Here is a 22,055-nt window from a genome sequence, read left to right on the forward strand (position 1 = left end):
AATTATAACTGGTACGCGTACATTTTTTTATTTTTAAAACAGTAAAGCCTGTTTTGAGAATCGTTAAATAGAATTGCTTCTACATTAGTTATAGGAAGTTCTAAAAATCTTGTTTTCACTCCATACAACTCTTTAAAATGAATTTCTTTTCCATTCTCTAACCAATACATTTCTTTGGCAGTTAACCCTATTAGGGTAGCTCCTTTTACATCGTATGGCATAGAGAGAATATTCCCCAATAGATCAAAAGTATAAACTCCTTTTATTTCATCAAGAACATATAAATTATTCTGAAACTCTTTCATCCAAATAGGGTTCCAATCGTTTCCGTTTATCAAGCGTTCCAATTCTACATTAATAGATAAACTTTCTGTGCTTGGGTAATACTTCTTCATCCGAAATGCAGGCTGATCATATAACCAAATACCTCCGTCTGTTGCATTTGTTGCCACAGAAGCATACTCAATAAGTTCTGGAGAAAAGATATATTCTGATTGAACTGTTAATTGCAGTCCTAATATTCTTATTGCTTGCCAATCTGGAGAGAATAGTACAGTATTTAGCATTGCCCAAGCATCTATTTGTACTTCTGCTGCAGCCTGAGGCGAGTACCATTTTTCTTTAGTAGTATTTACCCATTGAGCAACATTACCTTGATGGTCTACAACGTAAATTTTTCCATTCCGGTCTATATCTACCGTAGCAATCTCTCCTACTTCCACTTCAAACTCTAGCGTTTGTGCAGGTACTAAAAAAGGTAATACTAAAAATAGATTACTTAAAAGTAAGAAGTTCCAATTTTTCCCCATCAAAAGTAGCGTATGTATCATAAGAAAGCCATTCTCCAGTGTTAATGTACTTTCCTCCATTGTCAAGGTCGAGTTCTAGAGGCAAGTGTCTATGTCCAAAGATATAATAATCTCTGTATTCTTCTGCCTGTTTTTCTTGACAATATTGCCATAACCACTCATTTTCTTTACCATGAAACTCGTGTTCTTTCTCTGCTCCTGCTGCACGGCTATGCTTAGACCAATTTTGGGCAATTCCCATTCCTATTGTAGGATGTAAAAAACCAAATAACCACTGGCAAGCCTTGTTAGCAAAAACCTTCTTTAAAAATTTATACGTGTTATCTCCAGGGCCTAAACCATCACCATGTCCAATATGAAACTTTTTACCATTGAGTTCTATATCTATAGGCTCTCTGATAATAGGTACACCCAATTCCTTTTCAAAGTAATCAAACATCCACATATCATGATTACCCGTAAAAAGAGTAATCTTAATACCTTTATCTACTAATTCTGAGAGCTTCCCTTGAAAACGAAGGAACCCTTTAGGGATAGCAAAACGATACTCAAACCAAAAGTCAAAAATGTCACCCAACAAATAAATATGTTCTGCATCTTCAGCAGCCATATCCAACCAACGACAAATTTTCTTTTCTCTTTTTAAACTTTCTTCATAAGAAGGTGTTCCGAGATGAAAATCTGATGCAAAGTAAATCTTCTTAGACATATAATATTTAACGATTGCTCTTTTTAATTAATCAGGTATCCATACAACCTATGGACTACAAAAATAAGATTTTAAAAATAAAAAAACCGACAATCTGTGATAGAATGTCGGTCTTGTATTTTTTGGCGAAGCCAAGATAAAAAGATTAGTATCTTCTTTCTCTAACTTTCGCAGCCTTACCGTAGCGGCCACGTAAGTAGAATAATCTTGCTCTTCTTACTTTACCTCTTCTCAATACTTCGATCTTGTCGACGCTTGGTGAGTTTAATGGGAATATACGCTCAACGCCAATTCCGTTAGAGATCTTACGTACAGTAAAAGTTTCTCCCAAGCTACCTTTATTACGGCGTTGGATTACAGTACCTTGGAACTTTTGAATACGCTCCTTGCTACCTTCGATAATTTTTACGTATACTTCGATAGTATCTCCTGCGCCGAAAGCGGGATGTTTCTCCATGTTGGATGAAAAATCCTTTTCAACTTTTTTGATTAAATCCATTGTGTGATAAATTTATCGTACAAAATTTTAGATTTGCAAATGTAGACATAATAACTTGATAAAGAAATCTTTTATTTAAAAAATAAGCCTTTTACATCCTGATTTACTATTATTAAAAGTTTTCCCTCTCAAAGCTTATTATTTTACTACCAAATGAAAGGAAATAACACAAACCTATCTTTGGGGTAATCTACAAACTTTTTGATATACCAATTGTAATGATCTCTAGCTCTAGGCATTAAATTAGCTAATGTCCAAATTAAAAAACTCAAACTTGCTACACTTGGAGCAATGCATAAAAAGCCTACCCATTCTATTATCTCTCCAAATAAGTTTGGTGAACATATTTTTTTAAAAAGGAATTTATTTGGAATCACATAATGTGTTTCTCCTGGTTTTCTTAAACCTAAAAGTATATTATCTGCTTTTATATTGATATACATTCCAATACTAAAAAGTAAAATACCGAGATACATCAAATAATCTGATTGAAACACCCAATCGTGACCTAAAAAATAACCATTCAATGTGCCGTTAATTGAATTAAAAAATATAGCCGATCCCATAATAATCACGGGCATCTTTTTCTTTTTATTGGGCATTCGAAATGGAAAAATAAAAGTCCTATTTATATAATGCACAGTCCAAGCTATCATACCAATTAATGCTTGTATAGACACCGTAAACACACCATCATTTGCTATATAAAATCCAATCCACAACCCTAATGGCGATATTATTTCCATCCAAAACCACCCCCAAGAATTTGCTATCATGGGGCCCCAATCAGCTCGTGTATGTCTACCAAAAGGAGCTGTAACTTTCCCAAAAAACAAAACACAAAAAGTAATTAATGCTATAATAATCCATAGCCATCCTATATTCTCAAATGTTTGTTGTTGCGTTACCATAAAGTATAATTAATTATGATTATTGTTTGTGTAAAGGAACAAAACGAAGTTTATTAATTCTAATGAATATCACTATCTTGCACAATTACCACTCCCTTTTACAATTAAATATACAATTGTCGCTTTGGTACCTGAAATAAAAACAAAAGAGCAATTTGAGACGCTTTTTAAAGTTCAATATCCAAAACTCTGTTCATATGCCAATAGCATATTAAATGATATTCAAGCAAGTGAAGATATTATTCAAGATCTTTTATTTAAGCTTTGGGAATCACGTAATTCACTAGAAATTACAACTTCTATAGAAGCATATCTTACTAGATCTGTAAAAAATAAAGCGCTAAATGTATTAAGACATACTGAGGTTAAAGATCAGTACAAAAACTACAACGAAGAATTAATTAATGAGGCTTCTTCTAATGAACTCTTACTATTGGAAGCAAAGGAATTAGATCAAAAAATTCGTAATAGCATAGATACTATGCCTACTAAAAGAAAAGAAATATTTCTTTTAAGTAGGTTTGATGGTTTAAAATATGCTGAAATATCTAAACAATTAAATATCAGTATTAAAACTGTTGAAAATCAGATGTCAAGCGCTCTTAAATATTTAAGAAAAGAGCTGACAGGTTTTCTTACGTTACTGATTATTTTTTTTATTAAAAATTTTTAGTCATTCCATAGGGGTTAATTCATTTCTAAGTGTCCTTTAAATAATGATGGATAAGAATAAACATATAGACGATAATTTACTTTCTCGATTTTTATTGAAAGAAACATCAGAAGAAGAAAATCAAGAAGTAAATAGTTGGTTAGCACAATCAGAGAAAAATCAAGAAGATTTCGATTCCTTTAAAAAGGCGTGGGCGCTTTCTGGTACTGTACATCCAAAACCTGTTAATATTGATGTTGACGCTGCATGGGATAAAATGTCTAGGCGAATTGACGCATCATCTAACGATAAAAAATTAATTCAGTTTCACCCTTTCTATAAATATACAGCAGCAGTTGCCGCACTGATTGTTATTGTTTTTGGTATACGATTTTATACAAATCAACAAAGTAACTCTAATGAGATTGTCCAAAAATATGTTACAGTAGATGTACCAAAAGTAGAAAAATTGATAGATGGATCTAAAGTTACTATAAATAAGAATTCTTCACTTTCTCTACAAAATTTTGATACTTCGAGAGAAATGACACTAAAAGGTGAAGCCTATTTTGAGGTTGCACATAATAAAGACAAGCCATTTATTGTACATACTCAGAAAGGTGACATTACTGTATTAGGAACTAAATTTAATGTAAAAGAAGCTGACGGTAAATTAGAAGTGACGGTTACAGAAGGCTTAGTAAAATTAGCCTCTTTAACTAATAAAGATGACTTTGTTTTACTAAAGGCAAACACAAAAGGAGAGATAACTACTTCTTCTCCAATTAAAGAAGAAAATACTGATGTAAATAGTTTATTCTGGGTAAATAAAAAGTTATCATTTAAAGATATTGAATTGACTACTTTAATTAAAACTGTAGAAGATAACTATGGAGTGAAAATTACGATCAAAAATGAAAAATTGTATCATAAGAAAGTAACTACATCTTTTGAGAATGATTCTATTACAGACATTTTGCAAGTCTTGGAAGCTACACTTGATTTAAAAGTAGAAAAGGTAGGAGAAAAAACATATTCTATTGAGTAAATGATTAAATCAGTTTCCTTTATTTTATTAATCGTTATTCTATCAAATTCATATTTATTTGCCAATAATAATAACGATTTATTAAGTCGGATTATAACCATTAATGTAAAAAACAAGAGACTTGATACCACTTTACAACTTATTGGTAAAGAAAGTGGTTTTTCGTTTTCTTATAATTCTTCTATACTGGATTTAACTAAAAATGTAAGTATCAAGAAGCAAAATGTTACAGTAAATAATTTATTAAATGAGCTATTAGGTAGTCACTATGAGTTTAAGCAAATAGGGAATTCTCATGTAATTATTAGAGAAGCATTAACGCTTACAATTAAACCAATAGAACAGAAAAAAAGACTTTCTAAAACGGAAGTTAACCACTTAAAAAGTGATGCTGAAATACAAGGTCGGGTTATAGATCAAAAAACAGGTAAAGGCATTGAATATGTTGTTGTTTATGATGAAAGTGAAAAAGTATTATCACTTACTGATAGTTTAGGATATTATTCATTAAAAACCTCTGTAGAGAGACTGCAAAAAGGGGTCTTTTTTAGAGGATTGGGCTACTATGATACAATGGTTCAACTATCGCCAAAAAATGATAATGCAACTACTCGGTTTGATGTGGTACTTACACCAAACAATAATAATACGTTACCTGTTACAACTGATTTAGCAATTCAACAGGAAAAAGTGCATCAGCTTAAATTTATACAAAACTTTATTCCTGAAGAAGCCAATATCATTTCTAATAATATTGAATATACTGCTACTAGAGGATTCCAATTTACGCTCATCCCATTTATTAGTAATAATAATTTCTTAGGAGGTAGTTATACCAATAAATTTTCTATAAATGTATTTTTAGGATATTCTGCAGGGGTTAATAATGGACTAGAAGTTGGTGGTTTCGTTAATATTAATAGAAACAATATGAAAGGTGTCCAAATTGCTGGTATAAGTAATATTGTTGGAAAAGATGTGCACGGAGTTCAAACTGGAGGGATTATCAATTATGATATGGGAAGTGTAGATGGACTTCAAGTTGGTGGTATTATTAACGTTGTTGAAGACTCTTTAGTAGGCGTTCAAATTGGAGGTATTAATAATAACGTTAGAGAGAATGTGAGAGGATTACAAATTGGCGGAATTATAAATACCACTAGAACAGATATAAAAGGAGTACAAATTGGTGGAATATATAATTACAGTAAGAAGGTATATGGAGCTCAAATTGGTGGAATACTCAATACCACTCAAAAAACGGTAAATGGGCTACAACTAGCAGGAATAAGTAGTTATACAAAAGATTTAAAAGGATGGCAAGTTTCAGGAATTACAAATACTGTGAGTGCCACTAATAAAGGAGTACAATTATCTGGTATTTATAACTATTCAAAAACCCAAAAAGGTGTTCAAATAGGGCTAATAAATACAGCAAAAGAAGTGGATGGCGGTATTGCAATTGGCTTGTTTACTTATTATAAAAATGGATATCATGCTGTTGCTTACTCTATAAACGAATATGGTTTTTTAAATGGAACGTTTTACTCTGGTACAAAGCAGCTCTATAACTATTATAGAATTGGTGCTCAGTTAAAAGAAAATTACAATTTTGGTGTTGGCTTTGGTTCTTTTCTGTTTAAAAGATTAGTACTCGAAGTTGGTCTAGAAAATATATTTGATCTTAAGCAAGAAGATATTAGTAGTCAGTTTATAAAATTAAATATGCTGTATGTACAACCAATTTTAAAAAAATTATCTATAACAATTGGACCGTCGTTTAATGTAAATTATTCGGCAACACCTAATGAGTTTACTCCTCCCCCCTCTTTTTATCATCAAAAATTGAACGATAACAGTACGTACTGGATCTCTGGAAGTATAGGAATTCGTTATAATTGGTGAAATTTTAAAGATTGAGTAGGGGTTTAATTACTTTTATGTGTCTATATAAGTAGAAAGAGATAATACACTACATTGTAGGCAACTAAATTGGTATAACTATAAAAAATACTAAAACTGTTATCTTTTTTTTATCATTTGCGTATCAAACAATAAACAACTTAATAATTATGAGTTCAGTACATTTACAAAAAGATAATAACTATCAAAAATGTTTTGATGTTGCAGTAAAAAACGCACTCCAATTTGAAAAAGAGGAGTTTAAAAAAAACTACAACTCGCTAAAAAAGCGAATGAAAAAGATTTAATAAATCTATAAGTATTAAGTCACCTTTTTTAGAAATTAATTTTTCAAAAAAGGTGTTTTTTTATATAAAAATCTTATAACTAACCTGTTGTAAGTTCATAATTCAAACTAAATTTTTATTAATCATGATTATTAAACTACAAATTAAAACACTTCTATTATTTGCACTAAGTATGTTATTCTTTGGTTGTAGCGAAGAAGCAAAAGGACCGATTGAAGGACAAGAAATTACAACAGATTCATTTGAAGGTGTAGAATTAAAAGTAGCTGGTAATGTTGAAATAGTCTATGGAGAACAACAATCTGTTCGAGTAGAAGCACAACAAAATGTGCTTGATAACTTAACTACAAATGTTAGAAATAATGTAATGGAAATTGATTTATCAAAAAGTATGAGTAACTATACTCTTAATGTATACATTACAACCCCTCTTTTAAATGTAGCAAATGTATCTGGGTCTGGGACTATTAAATTTGAAAATCCAAAATCAGAAAACTTATCAATTGCTTTGTCTGGAAGTGGAAGTATTGAAGGGAAAAATTTAGAAACTGTATCACGAGTAATTAATATTGCTACAAGTGGTTCTGGTAAAATTGTGTTATCAGAAATACAAACAAGTTCAATTACAACAATGCTATCGGGATCAGGAAGTATTGAATTATCAGGGTCTACAGTTAGTATAATCGATCAAAAATCTGGGTCGGGTAATCTTGAAGGATTTAATTTAACAACTGAAAATGCTAATATTACTATATCAGGATCTGGAAATACATCGATTACTTGTACTACAAAACTTGATGTTGGCATTGCTGGAAGTGGAAGTGTTTTTTATAAAGGAACTCCAGAAGTTAATGCAGCGATCTCTGGCTCTGGTAGAGTAGAATCTGCTAATTAAGTAGAGAATAGCAAATTAATATTTCTATTAGAATATTGGTTTTGTACTTATTAGGCTATCATCATAAAATGGTGATAGCTTTTTTATATCTCAAATTCTCCATTTTCAATCCACTTGTAAACATCTTGTAAACTTTCTTGAATTGGTGTTGGTAAGTACCCTAGTTTATCAACAGCTTTTTGATGAGAAATAGGATTTTCGGACTCTAAAAGAGTATCCATCGCATAACTATTTGTTGGAAGTGGATTTTTCAGAAAGTTATCCACAATATCAGTCGCTTTAGCTAAAATTACCATCCCAAATGTTGATAACTTTATGGGTGACACCATTTTATTTGCAGTTGTACCGTATAATTTGGCTATTGCTGGAATGGAATAATATGTATTGCCTAGTATAAACTTCCCTTCTATCTCTTTACGGGCTGCAATGATACAACATTTTGCGATATCTTTTACGTCAATAATATCAAATCCTCCAGAAGTTAACATTGGAAGTCGATAAGAATGTAATAGTTTAAAAAGTTGATTGAAACCGTTGAAGTACAGATCTCCACCACCAATAATAGAAGTAGGATTTAGGATGGTAATTTTAATATCTTTTTGATCAGATAGATAGCGTTCCATTTCAGCTTTAGAAAAGTCATAACTTTTGTTTTCATCAACTACTAATTTTGCTGTCTCATCAAATACTTTAGTACGAGAAGGTACCTCCATACTATGAATAGAACTAATAAAAATAAAATGCTTTACTCCTGCTTTCTTTGCTTCTTCAAATAATAATTTTGATTGATGGTAATTCACTTTTAAAACATCATCATTCTTTCCATATCTAGGGTAAACAATACCTGCACTATGAATAACCGTTGTTGCAGATCGAACCAAATCTTGTAATGCCGTTGTGTTTCCTAAATCTCCTACTATTTGATCTACCTCCTGTAATCTATTCGTTTGTTTACGTACTAACACTTTATGTGGCATATTCTCTTTTAATAAAAACTTATGGAGAACATAACCAACGTGTCCGGTAGCGCCTGTTAGTGCAATCATTATTAATCTACTTTCTTACTTGCTACAATCATTACTTTTGGAGACATGCCGTAGTGTTTTTTAAAAGCATCAGAGAATTTTGAAAGCCCTTTAAAACCCAATTCTTGAGACACCTCTGTTACAGACATATTCTTATTTACAAGCATATTTCTTGCTTCATCCATTCGAATATGATTAAAAAACTGATAAACAGGTTTTCCAAATTCTGCCTTAAAATCTCTAATTAATTTTGAACGACTAATACCGAATTCTTTGCATATTTCTTCTAAACTTGGTGCATGAGATAAATCCTTTGTAATAAACGTTTTCACCTCAAACATTCTTTCTGTATCTAAAAGGCTTAACATTTTAACGTCTTCTACTTTTCTATGAGCAAAAAGCTCAAAAATATCGCCCAAAATAGACATTGTTTGTCCATAAATTATAGACTTTCTAGAAACAGCATTTGAAGGTATAGAAAACATTTTATCTAAAGCTGTTATTATTGAATAGTTAAATGGTTCAAAGAATACCCAAGGATCGTCATTATCAAAAAGGGCTTTTAAATCAGAATACTGATCTTCTAACAAGCTAAATAACAAAGATTTTTTTATTAGAAATGTTACCCACTGGGAGTTCATTTCGTCCATACCATAATTAATTATTGGCCTCTTAAGATTAGAGATAATTATACCTCTTTTTCTACCAGGTCCAAATAACTGTATGTTCTCATCAGATTCATAAATATGTGTAATATCACCTTCTCTGAGCATCATGACATAAATAAAATCACTATCCTTTCTAGGCAAATGTCTTACACCAAGCTCCTTCTTAACTATACAATCATGAATAACTATTTTAAGCCCTTCAAATTGAGTATAAAATGAATAGTCTACCTCACCATATTCGGAACTTCCATACATTCTATTACCATCGTAATCTATTTTTAAAAAATCTGCTAATTGTTCTGGGAAAGATATATCTAATGTATGGTCTACATTAACAATTTTTTCTTCGTCTAGTATCATAAAATATTTGGTAGTACTTAAAATAGATGTATAAAAAACATGGGAATAATTCTTACTATTGCAAATATAGAAAGTGAAAGCAATCATTTCATGAAAATAAGCATCAAAACTAATAATCTCTTAACAAAAACTTTTCGAACAATAGATAACTTCTTTAATATGTAAAATGCTAAAACTATTTAATAAGATAATTATTCTTCATTACTAGTTTTTTTTACACTAAATGCTTCAGTATTTTCCTTATTAACAACTTTAGACCTCATCAGTTGCTTATCATTAAAACACCTATATATATTACTAACTATACTAAAATAATTATCTGTTTCTTTATCTTCATTTTTATAGTAATATGGCTTAATTGAAATACAGTTATCATGTTCGAAAATTTTATTTAATAAAATTCGATCTGAAAGACCACATGAATGTCCCAAAATTATAACTTGATATAAATCTCGTTCTATAAATGTTTCGAATTTTTGGTAATTAGAAGTATTTAAGTAGTTTATAGATTTAACATTCTTCAAGAAATCTTCACTTCCTTCATGCTCTATCTCTTTAAATTTTGGATCCATTTCATCTCCATATCCAAAAATTATAGGATTGTTGTTATCTGTCAATGTTCCATGAATATTTATAAGATTAATCTTTCCATCAGAAAAATATGATTTTATAATATCTGTATAGTTAAAGTTCAATATTAATAAATCTCCTTCCTCAGTAGATTTAAACCCTTCTTTTATTATTTTTTTTCTAATACCTCTTTTATCAATAAAGGTTTTTTGATAACCTTCTGATTCACTAAAATCAATTTCATATTGTACATCTACTAATAAGTCTAAAATTTTTGATGAAAAGTTATTCAATTTAACTTCTGAATTATGTAGTATATTATTTATTACATTGTTCTTTTTAAAAGAGAAAGTACGAAGTAAATCTAATAAGTATTTTGATAGAAGATCCTCAATTTCCTTAAACTCTATATTTAACTTTTCTATTTTACTTTGCTGCTTATTATCAGAACCAAAACATTTTTTTAATTCAGAATAATAAGTAGCCTCTATATCTACCCAATTCTCAGAATTTTTAGAAAGAATTAATTCTAAGAATTTATTATGAAAGATAATTAAAGGTTGATATCTAATTTTACTCTGCTTAAAATAAGCAAAAACCTTGTCTGTAAATGATTTAAAATTTTCATTTTTTTTAGTAAAAAAAGATGTATTATCGATACTAAAATGTGGGTACTTTTTTTGTTTTTTTTGATATGCATTAAAATCTTTTTTTATCTCTTCAAGTATCTTTTCTTCGTTAAAAATAGATTTTAAAAAGTCTTTATATCCAGTTTTTAACCCATGTGCTAAGTCAAAGCCATTGCCTATTAGTATTATTCTATTCATCTTAATCAAGTTTGTTATTAGTAAATTCAATTTATATAATAATTATCACTTCTCTTCAATCTTGGAGATATCTATCATATTTATATCAAGATTATAGAAAAGCAACTATTAGATAAATAAGTAATACCCCTATTACAGACATGATTAAAGATTATTTCAACTAAATTTTAATTAGTTGAAATATTTTTCACCACTTTTACTTTACGTTTTAAAATAACAATTTGATGAAAGACGAGAAAGTAATTTTATTCCAGAAAATTCAGAAAGGGAAACCTAAAAAGAATCCGAAAAACATTCAAGATCACCTTACTTCTTTGTGGGCTGCAGTTCATAAAAAAAAGAATAGAAATAAAAGAATAACAGAGGAATTAAAAAGGATGAAAATTGCTTATGAAAAGCATTTAGAAACACCTCAACTCTCTCGTTTTAAAGAATTATATGCTTTATTAGAACGTTTAATTTTTCTTGGTAAAGGTGCTAAGATGACCACAAAGCAACATGAAGTCTATCAATTAATATTAAACCACTTTATGGTAGAAGGTGTCCAATCTCCATTTCTAGATACACTTGGTTTTAGAGAATTAATACCTAATTACACAATGGCTCAAGAGAAAAAAACTAAGAAGAAGAGCCGTAAAAAACAAAGAGAAGAACGTAAACTTGAAATAATTGAGCAACTAAAGTTTAAATCCAAACTCACAGAAATTGAAAAATATTTCTCGGTAGAAGAATGGAACCAAATGATTGATAACCCGGCCAAAGTTGATGTTTTATATAATAAGATACTTGGACCAATAGTACTATTAAAACAACAAGAACACTATCAAAAACAAGCTTTTGATGAACACGAAGCCAAAGAAAAAATACATGATAAAAATACTTCTTCTACTTCAATTAGCGGTACTTCTGTAAATAGTTTGTATAAACAATTAGCTAAAAAACTTCATCCAGACTTAACCCAAAATGAAGAAGATAAAGTACGACGTACAGCTTTAATGAGTGAGGTTACAACAGCTAAAGAGAAAAAAGATATTTTTACACTGTTAGAAATCTATGGTCAAAATTTTGATGATTCCAGTATCAGCTTCAAAGAAGACGAATCTGAAAAATTAAAAACTATGCTAGAAAAACAATTAGAAGAGTTAGATATAGAAAAAGACGAGCTAATTGGTGGACCGATGGAACAATATATCTATACGCTTTTTACTGGTAAATCTGGTAGTGGTATTGATAGAGAAGGTCGTCATTTGGCTGCTCAAGAAAAGAGTAAACAAGAAAATTACACTAAAATATTACATTCTTTAAACGATGAAGTTGATTTAAAGAATTTCTTACAACAATGGGTATAATAATAATTACTTTTATAGTATGAGTTGGATTGAGATAATTGCTGTTGTATTTAGTGTGATGTACACAGTATTAGCAATAAAAGAAAATATTTGGTGTTGGGCAGCTGCTGTAGTATCCGTGTCTTTGTACATGTACTTATGCATTGATGCTAAATTATATGCAGAAACAGGCTTACAAGTATTCTATTTCTGTATGAATATTTTTGGCTTTTGGCAGTGGAAATATGGTAAAAATAATCACGAGTTACCTCTTTCTGAACTATCCTTTAATAAACATCTAATAGCTATTGGTTTGGCTTCAGTTTTAGTGTTTATGTTAGGTTATTTTCTTTCGGAGAATACAGATGCATCTTTGCCTTACTTAGATTCCTTCACTACTATTTTTAGTATAATGGCTACGTTTATGGTGGCCAGAAAAATTGTTTCTAATTGGGCTTATTGGGTTATAATTGATGCCGTATCAATTTACCTCTACTATACAAAAGGTTTTGAACTAACTGCTGGGTTATTCTTAGCATACACGCTACTTGCTGCTTGGGGATTATTTAAATGGAGAAAAGAATACAGCTATGCAAAAAGTATATAAAATATTAATAACAGGACCTGAATCTACAGGAAAAAGTACGCTCTGTAAAGCACTTGCAGAGAAATATGATACACAATGGATTAAAGAATATGCAAGAGAGTATATAGATCAGGTAGATAGAAAATATGTGTATAGCGATTTAAAAATAATTGCTCAAAAACAATCCGATTTTCAAGAAAAAGCAATTTTACTAGCCAATACATTTTTGTTTTGCGACACAGGCTTAGAGGTTTTAAAGATATGGTCTGAAAACAGCTTCCAAAAATGTGATCAATGGATATTAGACAACCTTTCTAATCAAAAGTTTGATTTAGTATTACTTACTGATATTGATACTCCTTGGCAATTTGATGAACAAAGAGAACACCCCAAACCCGAACAAAGAAGCTATTTTATCGATTTATATAAAAAAGAATTGACCGAAATCTATGGAGGATATCATCTTATTCAAGGTAATGAAGAAGAACGATTAGAGGCCGCTATTAAATATATTGAGACCTTAATAATTAAATAAATATTCTTGGTAAGTAGTTTCTCCAAAGATGATATTCATGATTACTCTACTGTTACCCAAGGTAGATAAATCCATACTTGACATAGAATTATATCTAGCCAAAAAAGTATTCGTGTATAATAGGTCCTCATCTAAATTATAAAATTCTAAAGTAAAATTATCTGATAAAACTTGTGTTGTTTTTATATTTAGTTTTCCTCTCTTCACGTTTAAAGTAAATGATTTATTCGCATTAGAATAATTGTTACTAATTACTGATACTTTCTTTCTAGACGATAATCTAACTTTCTTGTTAATTTTCATTCCCTCCAAATTGACTTCTAATAAATACTCTCCTTCCTCAAAAGCAGAAAAATCAATCTCTTCTCTCAGATTTTCATTTACGTCTATTGTTTTTGAAGATATAAATTCGTTCTCATGAGATTTAATACTATAAGACGCATTTTTCCCTGTATAATTATTTAAAGCTAAAGTAACAACCGATTTTTTTGAAGTGAAGTAGATCTTAGATGCAATAGAAACAGTAGAGAAATAAAGTACCGAAAATAAAATAAGAAAAATTGAAGATGAGATTTTTGTCGAAAGCATAACGTCGATGGTTTAGTTTAATAATAAACACCAAAACTAACTACTTGATTCTTCTTTTATTATGTATTACAACATATCAAGAGTAATTTTATGGCATAAAAAAAACTGCCAAAAGACAGTTTTTTTTATTATTAGTGTATTAAAAATATAAAGCTATTTTAAATAACACTATTATTTTCTAAATATTTATAATACTCGTTTTTAGAACGTCACTGCAATATTTCCATAGAAATTAACAGGAGCTGTCACTAAATATTTATTTGTATTATTATCCCAAGCATCAACATATCCATAATTATAATACGATGCATTAGTTAGGTTATTACCCAAAACAGATACTTGAAGATTTTTATTAATGATATATGACACACGTGCATTTAACAAAAAGTATCCATCAATTGTATTCTCATTAGCATTATCGATATAAGATTCACTTTGAAAACGCAATGTTGTTCCAATTTCAAATTTACCTTGGTGATACACTATGTCTTGGTTAATGATCCACTCTGGCGTTAGTATATGATGAAACTTCACATCTTGGTCTTCCACTTGAGTATAATTATAAGAAGTGGTGTTTCTTAAATCCCAATTTGGGTGAATCGCATATTTGGCATCCAACTCTACACCTGTTCTAAAACTACTTTCTACATTTCCTGTAATAGGCAAACCATTTGGTCCTAATGGTCCTTGAAGAATATATTCATTCTCAAAATCCATATAGAAACCATTCAACTCAACATTCCAACGTCCTTTATTAAAACGAACTCCAAGTTCTTGATCAACAACATACTCTGGTTCTGTACCGCCTAATAAAGCAGCTCCAGTAGAATCTGCTAGTAAATTATCATTAGCGCCAAACATATCTGTTCTTGTTGGTTCACGTCCCGTTCTACCAATACTATAATATAAAGAAGTAGATGCCGATGCGTTGTAGGTTACCCCTCCTTTAGGATTAAAGAAATTCCATTCTAACTTATCAAAAGGAACATCTCCATCGTAATCAAAAGATGCATATCTATATTGTAAATCAGCAAATAAATAAAATTTACCTATTGAGTACATCGCTTTAGTAAATACACTTGCTTCATTTTTATATCCAGTATTAGTATAGAATAATGAAGGATCATAATTATTAGTACCATTATGGTCTCTTGCATAAAAATCTGCTAAAACACCCGTGGTCCATTGTAAATTCTCTACCTCATAAGTATAGTTTGTAAAGAACCCTGCAAAATTAGATTCTAAAGCATAATTAAGTAAAGAGTCAGGGTCAGAATCATACCCAAGTGGATTGTAATCATAATTACCTTTTACATAACTATAAAATACACTCGTATTTAGCGTAGAACGATCGCTTAAACTCCATTTGTGAGACAACTGAGAGAAAGATTGTGTAAAATTATCCCTTTCATTAATATTTGCATTGGTCTGAGGATCAATATCTATTTGCTCTTGACTTACTCCTGCCCACGCTAAACCATTTTGCTGATTTCCAACAAAAGTAGTAAACCTTAAATCATATTTTTCTTTAAATAAACCTGCACTTACAAACCCAGATGTTGATCTATTATCTGCATTATATTTGTAATTATCAGATCCCAAAGTAGAAATTCTCGCATATATTGCTTTATCATTTTTAACTCCTGAATTATATTCAGCAGCTAATCTGTAAGAATTAAAAGAACCATAACCAGCCTCAACTTTAGCATACTTAGGTTCATATAAATTTATAGAAGAGAATTGTAAACTACCACCATAAGAGGCTGTTCCATTTTTTGTTGTTCCCACTCCTCTTTGAATCTGAATTGAACTCACAGAATTTAGAAAATCTCCAAAGTTTGCAAAATAAAACCCTTGATCTTCTGGTTCATTTAAAGGTACTCCATCTAACGTAATATTTATTCTTGATTGGTCTATACCTCGTAACCTAAAATAAGTATACCCTTGCATACCACCGGCATCAGAATAAACAGTCATAGATGGACTTTCACTTAATAAAAAAGAAGGTTCTTGACCTACATTCTTAAACGATATATCACTCACTAATAGATCCTCATAAGTAACAGGTGTATTTTGAGTAGCTAAAAAAGAAGATGAAATAACGATCTCACTTAAAGCTGTAACACTATCTTCGTCAAACATACTTTTTTGTTCTTGACTAAAAGCAGTTGAAGACAAAAATATTAAAAGAGTGAGTAGTTGTACTTGAATAAATTTCATTAGACAATTAAAAAGTTAAATTAGCCACAAACTTAAAATAAGTTAATGTACTTCTCTCTTAATGACTTTAAATAGTGATGTAATTTTATGAAAACACACAAAAAAAAGGCAGAATAGTATGTTGAAAATAACTATTCTGCCTTAAAAATTAAATCTAGAACTTCTTAGAAAGAGTAAGTTTCTTCCATCCTAGCTTTAATAATATCGTTACCTAAATTTCCTACACTCCCTTCATGGGTATGATTTACAGAACGTTCAGGGTTGTATTCTCCTTTCTCTATTCCCTCGCCTACAATTACATAAGCTTCTCTAAATGGAATACCTTTTAGAACGAGTTTATTTACTTCTTCTACAGAGAATAAGTAATCATAAATTGGAGCTTCTAAAAGATCTTTAGTAGGTTCCATTTTCTCGAACATCAACTTTGTCATCTCCAAGCAATCATTCAACATTTCAATTGCAGGAAGTAGAATTTCCTTGATTTGTTGTAAATCTCTATGGTAACCTACAGGAAGATTACTTAAAATTGACATAATTTGTGTTGGAAGAGATGTAATTTGGTTACACTTCGCTCTAGTTAATTCCAATACATCAGGGTTCTTTTTATGAGGCATAATACTAGAACCTGTGGTAAACTCATTAGGGAATTTTATAAAGCCAAAATTACCACCTGCATACATACAACCATCCATAGATAGTTTAGCTACTGTAGCCGCAACAGAAGCCATAGCATTTGCTACATGGTATTCTGTTTTACCTCGTCCCATTTGTGCATATACCACGTTAACTGCCATTGCTTGGAAATCCATCAACTCTGTAGTACGTGTTCTGTTTAATGGAAAAGATGAACCATAACCTGCTGCAGATCCTAGTGGGTTTCTATCCGTGATATCGTAAGCTGCTTTAAGCATTACCATATCATCTACAAGAGATTCTGCGTAAGCACCCAACCATAAACCAAATGAAGAGGGCATGGCTACTTGCATGTGCGTATAACCTGGCATCAAATAGCCCTTAAATTCTTCCGATTTCTCAATTAATGTATCAAAAAGTGCTTTTGTATTATCTGCTAAATTTTTGATAGCATCACGCAAGTATAATTTTAAATCTAAAAGCACTTGATCATTTCTAGAACGACCTGAATGTAGACGTTTTCCAACATCACCATAACGTTGCGTTAAAAGCATCTCTACTTGTGAATGAACATCTTCAACACCATCTTCGATCACGAAATCACCTTTCTCAATTTCTTCGTAAATTTCTTGAAGACCTTTTAACAAAGTATCTTTATCTTCAACAGTCAATAAGCCAACTTCTGCCAACATTGTAGCATGTGCCATTGATCCTTTTACATCGTAAGGAGCTAATAATATATCTAATTCTCTATCTTTTCCGACAGTAAATTTATCTACTTTTTCGTTAACTGTATACGATGATTTTTGCCAAAGTTTCATATCTATATTCTATTATTTTATTCTTCTATTCAAGGCTTGTAACTGCTACATTAATTTTGCAGCATCTTCCAATATGCGAATGTAATCATTTATACCGTTTGCTATCTCATCCAAACCAATATATTCATTTGCGGTATGTGATCTAGCAGAATCACCGGGTCCTAATTTTAAACTAGGTATAGGCATTAATGCTTGATCTGATAAAGTTGGAGAGCCATATGCTTCTTTGTTCATGGCCAAACCTGCTTTAACAACTGGGTGATCTAATGGCGCTCCAGATGGATTTAATCGAGTTGATCTCGGTGTCACTGTAGAACCCACATGTTCTTTAATTACCTCTAATGTCTCTAAATTAGAATAAGCATCTGTTGTACGAACATCTACTACATATATACATTCTGACGGTACTACATTGTGTTGAGTACCTGATTGAATTACTGTAACAGACATTTTTACTGGGCCCAAAGTTTTTGATTCTTTTGGGAACGAGAATGATCTAAACCAATTAATATCGTCAAGTGCTTTGTATAATGCGTTTACACCTTCATTTCTTGCCGCATGACCTGATTCTCCATGTGCTGTACAATCTAAAACCATCAATCCTTTTTCAGCTACAGCCAACTGCATTAAAGTAGGTTCACCAACAATTGCAAAATCAATTTTAGGTAAATGTTGCCAAACATCTGCAATACCTTCTTTACCAGACACTTCTTCTTCTGCAGAAGCACAAACAACTAAATTAAAAGGTAGGTTTGCTTGGGCATGAAAATATAAAAACGTAGCTATTAAACTTACCAAAGGTCCACCAGCATCATTACTACCTAAGCCATATAATTTCCCATCTTCAACTTCAGGGTTAAAAGGATCTTTAGTCCAATCTTTATTTGGTTTTACAGTATCAATGTGCGAATTCAATAAAAATGTAGGCTTACTTTCATCAAAATGAATATTCTTAGCCCATAAGTTTCTTTTATATTGATGTACTTCAACGCCATTATCAACAAAAAACTGCTTTACTATGGCAGCTACTGCATCTTCCTCTCTACTTAATGATTTTGTAGCAATCATGTTTTTCAATAAGGCAATGGCTTTATCTGTAAGTTCTTGATGTTTCATTTGTTTCTATTTTGCCGTAAAATTAACTACTTATTTCTTCAAAAAGAAAATGCATGTTATCAGTTTCCTGGCAACATGCATTTATTAATAGTCAAATTACGGATGAGTTATGCGCCTATTATCTTTGTTCCTATAGGTGTATTTGCTAATACCCCTTCTACTTTGCCTAACCATACTTCAGCAACAGAAGCATCGATGGCATCAAATGCATTTTTTAGTTTAGGTAACATTCCATCTGCTACAATTCCTTCTTCTTTAAATTGAGCAAATTTTGTAGGATTTAGAACAGGTACAAGAGAATTGTCATCATTTACATCTAACAATACGCCTGCTTTCTCAAAACAATAACGAAGAGAAACTTCATGTCCTGCTTTACCCAATGCAACAGCAACAGCTTGTGCCATTGTATCTGCATTTGTATTAAATAATTGTCCTTTACCATCGTGAGTTAAAGGAGCAATTACAGGTGTTATATTCTGTTCAGCAAAATTAATAATTGGTGCTGCATTGGCTTTTCTAACATCACCAACAAAACCATAATCAATTTCCCAACCAGTACGTTTATCTGCTTCAATAATATTAGCGTCAGCACCTGTCAGTCCTATTGCATTACAACCTTTGGCCTGTAATTGAGCAATAATTCTTTTATTTACTAACCCACCATATACCATGGTCACAACTTCTAAAGTTTCCGCATCTGTAACACGTCTGCCATCTACCATTTTTGGTTCAATTCCCAAACGTTGTGCCATTGCGGTAGCTAATTTACCACCACCATGCACTAATACTTTTGCTCCTTCTAGCTGAGAAAATTGCTCTAAGAATGAGGCTAATGCTGCTTCATCATTAATAACATTTCCGCCAACTTTTATGACTGATATTTTCATATTAAAAAACACAAAGGCATCCTTAAAAGAATGCCTTTTGTAAATTATTTATTCTCTAAAATTGTTTTTAAAACGGCTGCTGCTGCAAAAGTTCTGTTATTTGCTTCTGCAATAATTAATGAGTTATCGCTATCTAAAACTCCATCACTTGCAACCACATTTCTACGAATTGGAAGACAGTGCATAAACTTACCATTGTTCGTTAATGCCATTTTTTCTTCAGTTACTTCCCATGAAGTATCCTTACAAACAACTTTACCGTATTCAGTAGTTGATGACCAGTTCTTAGCATAAACAAAATCAGCATCTTTTAATGCCTCATCTTGATTATTTGTAAATTTAGCATCTCCTGTAAATTCAGGATCTAAATCATACCCTTCTGGTGCCGCAATCACTAATTCAACATCATCTGCCGCATTCATCCATTCAGCAAAAGAATTTGGAACAGCCTGAGGTAATGCTCTTGGATGAGGTGCCCATGTTAAAACAACTTTCTTCTTTGGTTTATCAGAGTTCTCTCTAATTGTTACCAAATCTGCTAAAGATTGCAACGGGTGACGTGTTGCAGACTCTAAACTTACGATTGGAGAGTGAGAATACTTTACAAAGTCTTTCATCACTGCATCTGCATAATCGTCTTCCTTATTTTGTAGGTTAGGGAACGAACGCACACCGATAATATCACAATATTGGCTAATAACAGCTGCAGCATCTTTTAAATGCTCTGCCTTATCACCATCCATTATAACACCATCTTGTGTTTCAATTTTCCAACCTTCTTTATCAATATTCATTACCATCACATCCATTCCTAAATGGCGTGCGGCACGTTGTGTACTTAATCTTGTTCTTAAACTAGGATTGAAAAAAATCAAACCAAGCATTTTATTTTTCCCTACATCACCAAAAGCAACAGGGTTCGCTTTAATCTCTAAGGCTGTTTTTACGAGTTCATCTAAATTTTGAACATCGTTTACCGATAAAAATTTATCCATGATCTTATTGTGCTAATTCTTTAGTAACTGCATTAAAAGCATCTACAAAAAGTTGTGCTTGTTCTTGTGTTAATGTTAAAGGTGGTAGCAATCTAATTGTATTTTTATTAGATGATGCACCTGTGAATATTTTATGATCAAAAAGTAATTGCTTACGCATTGGTGCAACTGCTTCGTTCATTTCAATACCTAACATTAATCCTTTACCTCTGATTTCTTTAATTGATGGATTATCCTTCAACTGTTCAACTATCCATTCACCCAAAACAACTGATTTTTCAATCAAGTTCTCTTTTGCTAAAACATCAAGAACAGCAATACCAGCAGCACATGCTAAATGATTACCACCAAAAGTTGTCCCTAACATTCCGTAAGAAGCTTCAAACTTTGGAGAAATAAATACACCTCCAATTGGGAAACCATTACCCATACCTTTAGCCATTGTTACAACATCTGGAGTAACATTGTACCATTGGTGTGCAAAGAAACGTCCGCTTCTTCCGTAGCCTGACTGAATTTCATCAGCAATAAAAACAGCATTTGTTTCATCACAAAGTGTTCTTATTGTTTGCATAAATTCTTCTGTTGGCTCATAAATACCTCCAATACCTTGGATACCTTCAATAATTACGGCGCAGATTTCACTTTCAGAAAATGCCTTTTTCAGAGCATTAACATCATTAAAAGGAAGAATTAATGTATCGTGTACCGCATTTACAGGGGCAACGATATTTGGGTTATCCGTAGTAGCTACAGCTAACGATGTTCTACCATGAAAACCTTTAGAGAAAGAAATAATCTTTGTTTTCTTGTTATAAAAAGAGGCTAATTTAAATGCATTCTCATTGGCTTCTGCTCCTGAGTTACATAAAAATAAATTCCAATCGTGGTAACAAGATGCCTCTCCTAGCTTCTCTGCCAACTCCTTCTGTAGTGGGTTTTGAATACTATTTGAGTAGAATACCAAGTTATCTAATTGATCACTTAGTTTTTGTTTATAATGAGGATGAGAATGACCAATAGAAATCACAGCATGACCTCCATATAAATCTAAATATTTCTCATCATTTTTATCGTAAATCCATACATCCTCTCCCTTTACAGGTTCTATATTGAATAGAGGATATACATCAAATAAATTTGCCATCTTCTGATTAATTTAA

21 protein-coding genes are annotated in these 22,055 nt (G+C 31.3%); 7 read left to right on the plus strand and 14 right to left on the minus strand.

Features of this window, described 5'->3' with window-relative positions; genetic code table 11:
• Positions 1 to 2: 2 nt before the first annotated feature.
• From KM029_RS07510 to KM029_RS07525, 4 genes are all read right to left on the minus strand, one after another.
• Positions 3 to 809, minus strand: coding sequence for a hypothetical protein (locus tag KM029_RS07510; protein WP_144072688.1), 807 nt, complete (start codon positions 807 to 809; stop codon positions 3 to 5).
• Positions 775 to 1,518: a UDP-2,3-diacylglucosamine diphosphatase gene (locus KM029_RS07515; RefSeq protein WP_144072689.1), complete on the minus strand. Its 744-nt coding sequence runs from the start codon at positions 1,516 to 1,518 to the stop codon at positions 775 to 777. Before KM029_RS07515 ends, KM029_RS07510 begins: the two co-directional genes overlap by 35 nt.
• Before the next feature lie 145 nt (positions 1,519 to 1,663).
• Positions 1,664 to 2,017 carry a 50S ribosomal protein L19 gene (gene rplS / locus KM029_RS07520; RefSeq protein WP_144072690.1) on the minus strand — a complete coding sequence of 118 codons (354 nt, stop codon included), beginning with the start codon at positions 2,015 to 2,017 and terminating at the stop codon, positions 1,664 to 1,666.
• A gap of 146 nt (positions 2,018 to 2,163) precedes the next feature.
• A complete protein-coding gene (locus KM029_RS07525) occupies positions 2,164 to 2,928 on the minus strand; it encodes a phosphatidylethanolamine N-methyltransferase family domain-containing protein (protein ID WP_144072691.1) in 765 nt (254 codons plus the stop codon).
• 124 nt (positions 2,929 to 3,052) lie between these two features.
• On the opposite strand from KM029_RS07525, the gene KM029_RS07530 reads away from it, so the two are divergent.
• The 4 genes from KM029_RS07530 (at position 3,053) to KM029_RS07545 (ending at position 7,733) form a co-directional block, all read left to right on the plus strand.
• Positions 3,053 to 3,601 carry an RNA polymerase sigma-70 factor gene (locus KM029_RS07530; protein ID WP_158630988.1) on the plus strand — a complete coding sequence of 183 codons (549 nt, stop codon included), beginning with the start codon at positions 3,053 to 3,055 and terminating at the stop codon, positions 3,599 to 3,601.
• A 46-nt stretch (positions 3,602 to 3,647) separates the two neighbouring features.
• Positions 3,648 to 4,628, plus strand: coding sequence for a FecR family protein (locus tag KM029_RS07535; RefSeq protein ID WP_158630989.1), 981 nt, complete (start codon positions 3,648 to 3,650; stop codon positions 4,626 to 4,628).
• On the plus strand, positions 4,629 to 6,533 hold the full coding sequence (locus KM029_RS07540) for an STN domain-containing protein (RefSeq protein WP_144072694.1): 1,905 nt from the start codon (positions 4,629 to 4,631) through the stop codon (positions 6,531 to 6,533).
• A gap of 429 nt (positions 6,534 to 6,962) precedes the next feature.
• Positions 6,963 to 7,733, plus strand: a complete 771-nt coding sequence (locus tag KM029_RS07545; protein WP_144072695.1) for a head GIN domain-containing protein — start codon at positions 6,963 to 6,965, stop codon at positions 7,731 to 7,733.
• An 83-nt stretch (positions 7,734 to 7,816) separates the two neighbouring features.
• Here KM029_RS07545 and KM029_RS07550 read toward each other — a convergent pair whose 3' ends face one another.
• From KM029_RS07550 to KM029_RS07560, 3 genes are all read right to left on the minus strand, one after another.
• A complete protein-coding gene (locus KM029_RS07550; protein ID WP_144072696.1) occupies positions 7,817 to 8,779 on the minus strand; it encodes an NAD-dependent epimerase/dehydratase family protein in 963 nt (320 codons plus the stop codon).
• Between the two features lie 2 nt (positions 8,780 to 8,781).
• Positions 8,782 to 9,786 carry a helix-turn-helix domain-containing protein gene (locus KM029_RS07555; protein WP_158630991.1) on the minus strand — a complete coding sequence of 335 codons (1,005 nt, stop codon included), beginning with the start codon at positions 9,784 to 9,786 and terminating at the stop codon, positions 8,782 to 8,784.
• 191 nt (positions 9,787 to 9,977) lie between these two features.
• Positions 9,978 to 11,183, minus strand: a complete 1,206-nt coding sequence (locus KM029_RS07560; RefSeq protein ID WP_144072698.1) for an AbiH family protein — start codon at positions 11,181 to 11,183, stop codon at positions 9,978 to 9,980.
• Positions 11,184 to 11,407: 224 nt separating this feature from the next.
• Here KM029_RS07560 and KM029_RS07565 point away from each other — a divergent pair, with 224 nt between their 5' ends.
• From KM029_RS07565 to KM029_RS07575, 3 genes are read left to right on the plus strand one after another with little or no spacing between them, the layout of a single operon-like run.
• Positions 11,408 to 12,532 (plus strand): hypothetical protein, encoded by a 1,125-nt coding sequence (locus KM029_RS07565; RefSeq protein ID WP_144072699.1) that lies wholly within the window; start codon positions 11,408 to 11,410, stop codon positions 12,530 to 12,532.
• Between the two features lie 19 nt (positions 12,533 to 12,551).
• Positions 12,552 to 13,118, plus strand: coding sequence for a nicotinamide riboside transporter PnuC (gene pnuC, locus KM029_RS07570; protein WP_144072700.1), 567 nt, complete (start codon positions 12,552 to 12,554; stop codon positions 13,116 to 13,118).
• On the plus strand, positions 13,102 to 13,632 hold the full coding sequence (locus KM029_RS07575; RefSeq protein WP_144072701.1) for an AAA family ATPase: 531 nt from the start codon (positions 13,102 to 13,104) through the stop codon (positions 13,630 to 13,632). The genes pnuC and KM029_RS07575 overlap by 17 nt, the downstream gene beginning before the upstream one ends.
• On the opposite strand, the gene KM029_RS07580 is transcribed toward KM029_RS07575, so the two are convergent.
• From KM029_RS07580 to KM029_RS07610, 7 genes are all read right to left on the minus strand, one after another.
• On the minus strand, positions 13,618 to 14,220 hold the full coding sequence (locus KM029_RS07580) for a hypothetical protein (RefSeq protein ID WP_144072702.1): 603 nt from the start codon (positions 14,218 to 14,220) through the stop codon (positions 13,618 to 13,620). The genes KM029_RS07575 and KM029_RS07580 overlap by 15 nt on opposite strands.
• Positions 14,221 to 14,421: 201 nt before the next feature.
• The gene (locus KM029_RS07585; RefSeq protein WP_144072703.1) at positions 14,422 to 16,440 is read right to left on the minus strand and encodes a TonB-dependent receptor; all 2,019 of its coding nucleotides are present in this window, start codon (positions 16,438 to 16,440) and stop codon (positions 14,422 to 14,424) included.
• 164 nt (positions 16,441 to 16,604) lie between these two features.
• A complete protein-coding gene (argH, locus tag KM029_RS07590) occupies positions 16,605 to 17,894 on the minus strand; it encodes an argininosuccinate lyase (protein ID WP_144072704.1) in 1,290 nt (429 codons plus the stop codon).
• Between the two features lie 45 nt (positions 17,895 to 17,939).
• The gene (locus tag KM029_RS07595; protein ID WP_144072705.1) at positions 17,940 to 19,010 is read right to left on the minus strand and encodes a M20 family metallo-hydrolase; all 1,071 of its coding nucleotides are present in this window, start codon (positions 19,008 to 19,010) and stop codon (positions 17,940 to 17,942) included.
• 107 nt (positions 19,011 to 19,117) lie between these two features.
• Positions 19,118 to 19,897, minus strand: a complete 780-nt coding sequence (argB, locus tag KM029_RS07600; protein ID WP_144072706.1) for an acetylglutamate kinase — start codon at positions 19,895 to 19,897, stop codon at positions 19,118 to 19,120.
• A gap of 44 nt (positions 19,898 to 19,941) precedes the next feature.
• The gene (locus KM029_RS07605) at positions 19,942 to 20,892 is read right to left on the minus strand and encodes an N-acetylornithine carbamoyltransferase (protein WP_144072707.1); all 951 of its coding nucleotides are present in this window, start codon (positions 20,890 to 20,892) and stop codon (positions 19,942 to 19,944) included.
• 4 nt (positions 20,893 to 20,896) lie between these two features.
• Positions 20,897 to 22,039 (minus strand): aspartate aminotransferase family protein, encoded by a 1,143-nt coding sequence (locus KM029_RS07610; RefSeq protein WP_144072708.1) that lies wholly within the window; start codon positions 22,037 to 22,039, stop codon positions 20,897 to 20,899.
• Positions 22,040 to 22,055 lie beyond the last annotated feature (16 nt).

Source organism: Flammeovirga kamogawensis (genome assembly GCF_018736065.1).
Taxonomy (GTDB): Bacteria; Bacteroidota; Bacteroidia; order Cytophagales; family Flammeovirgaceae; genus Flammeovirga; species Flammeovirga kamogawensis.

Excerpts from the sequence above, each read along its gene's own strand:
- KM029_RS07510 (WP_144072688.1), bottom strand. The coding sequence starts at position 809 with ATGGGGAAAAATTGGAACTTCTTACTTTTAAGTAATCTATTTTTAGTA.
- KM029_RS07515 (WP_144072689.1), bottom strand. The coding sequence starts at position 1,518 with ATGTCTAAGAAGATTTACTTTGCATCAGATTTTCATCTCGGAACACCT.
- rplS (WP_144072690.1), bottom strand. The coding sequence starts at position 2,017 with ATGGATTTAATCAAAAAAGTTGAAAAGGATTTTTCATCCAACATGGAG.
- KM029_RS07525 (WP_144072691.1), bottom strand. The coding sequence starts at position 2,928 with ATGGTAACGCAACAACAAACATTTGAGAATATAGGATGGCTATGGATT.
- KM029_RS07535 (WP_158630989.1), top strand. The coding sequence starts at position 3,648 with ATGGATAAGAATAAACATATAGACGATAATTTACTTTCTCGATTTTTA.
- KM029_RS07540 (WP_144072694.1), top strand. The coding sequence starts at position 4,629 with ATGATTAAATCAGTTTCCTTTATTTTATTAATCGTTATTCTATCAAAT.
- KM029_RS07545 (WP_144072695.1), top strand. The coding sequence starts at position 6,963 with ATGATTATTAAACTACAAATTAAAACACTTCTATTATTTGCACTAAGT.
- KM029_RS07550 (WP_144072696.1), bottom strand. The coding sequence starts at position 8,779 with ATGATTGCACTAACAGGCGCTACCGGACACGTTGGTTATGTTCTCCAT.
- KM029_RS07555 (WP_158630991.1), bottom strand. The coding sequence starts at position 9,786 with ATGATACTAGACGAAGAAAAAATTGTTAATGTAGACCATACATTAGAT.
- KM029_RS07560 (WP_144072698.1), bottom strand. The coding sequence starts at position 11,183 with ATGAATAGAATAATACTAATAGGCAATGGCTTTGACTTAGCACATGGG.
- KM029_RS07565 (WP_144072699.1), top strand. The coding sequence starts at position 11,408 with ATGAAAGACGAGAAAGTAATTTTATTCCAGAAAATTCAGAAAGGGAAA.
- pnuC (WP_144072700.1), top strand. The coding sequence starts at position 12,552 with ATGAGTTGGATTGAGATAATTGCTGTTGTATTTAGTGTGATGTACACA.
- KM029_RS07575 (WP_144072701.1), top strand. The coding sequence starts at position 13,102 with ATGCAAAAAGTATATAAAATATTAATAACAGGACCTGAATCTACAGGA.
- KM029_RS07580 (WP_144072702.1), bottom strand. The coding sequence starts at position 14,220 with ATGCTTTCGACAAAAATCTCATCTTCAATTTTTCTTATTTTATTTTCG.
- KM029_RS07585 (WP_144072703.1), bottom strand. The coding sequence starts at position 16,440 with ATGAAATTTATTCAAGTACAACTACTCACTCTTTTAATATTTTTGTCT.
- argH (WP_144072704.1), bottom strand. The coding sequence starts at position 17,894 with ATGAAACTTTGGCAAAAATCATCGTATACAGTTAACGAAAAAGTAGAT.
- KM029_RS07595 (WP_144072705.1), bottom strand. The coding sequence starts at position 19,010 with ATGAAACATCAAGAACTTACAGATAAAGCCATTGCCTTATTGAAAAAC.
- argB (WP_144072706.1), bottom strand. The coding sequence starts at position 19,897 with ATGAAAATATCAGTCATAAAAGTTGGCGGAAATGTTATTAATGATGAA.
- KM029_RS07605 (WP_144072707.1), bottom strand. The coding sequence starts at position 20,892 with ATGGATAAATTTTTATCGGTAAACGATGTTCAAAATTTAGATGAACTC.
- KM029_RS07610 (WP_144072708.1), bottom strand. The coding sequence starts at position 22,039 with ATGGCAAATTTATTTGATGTATATCCTCTATTCAATATAGAACCTGTA.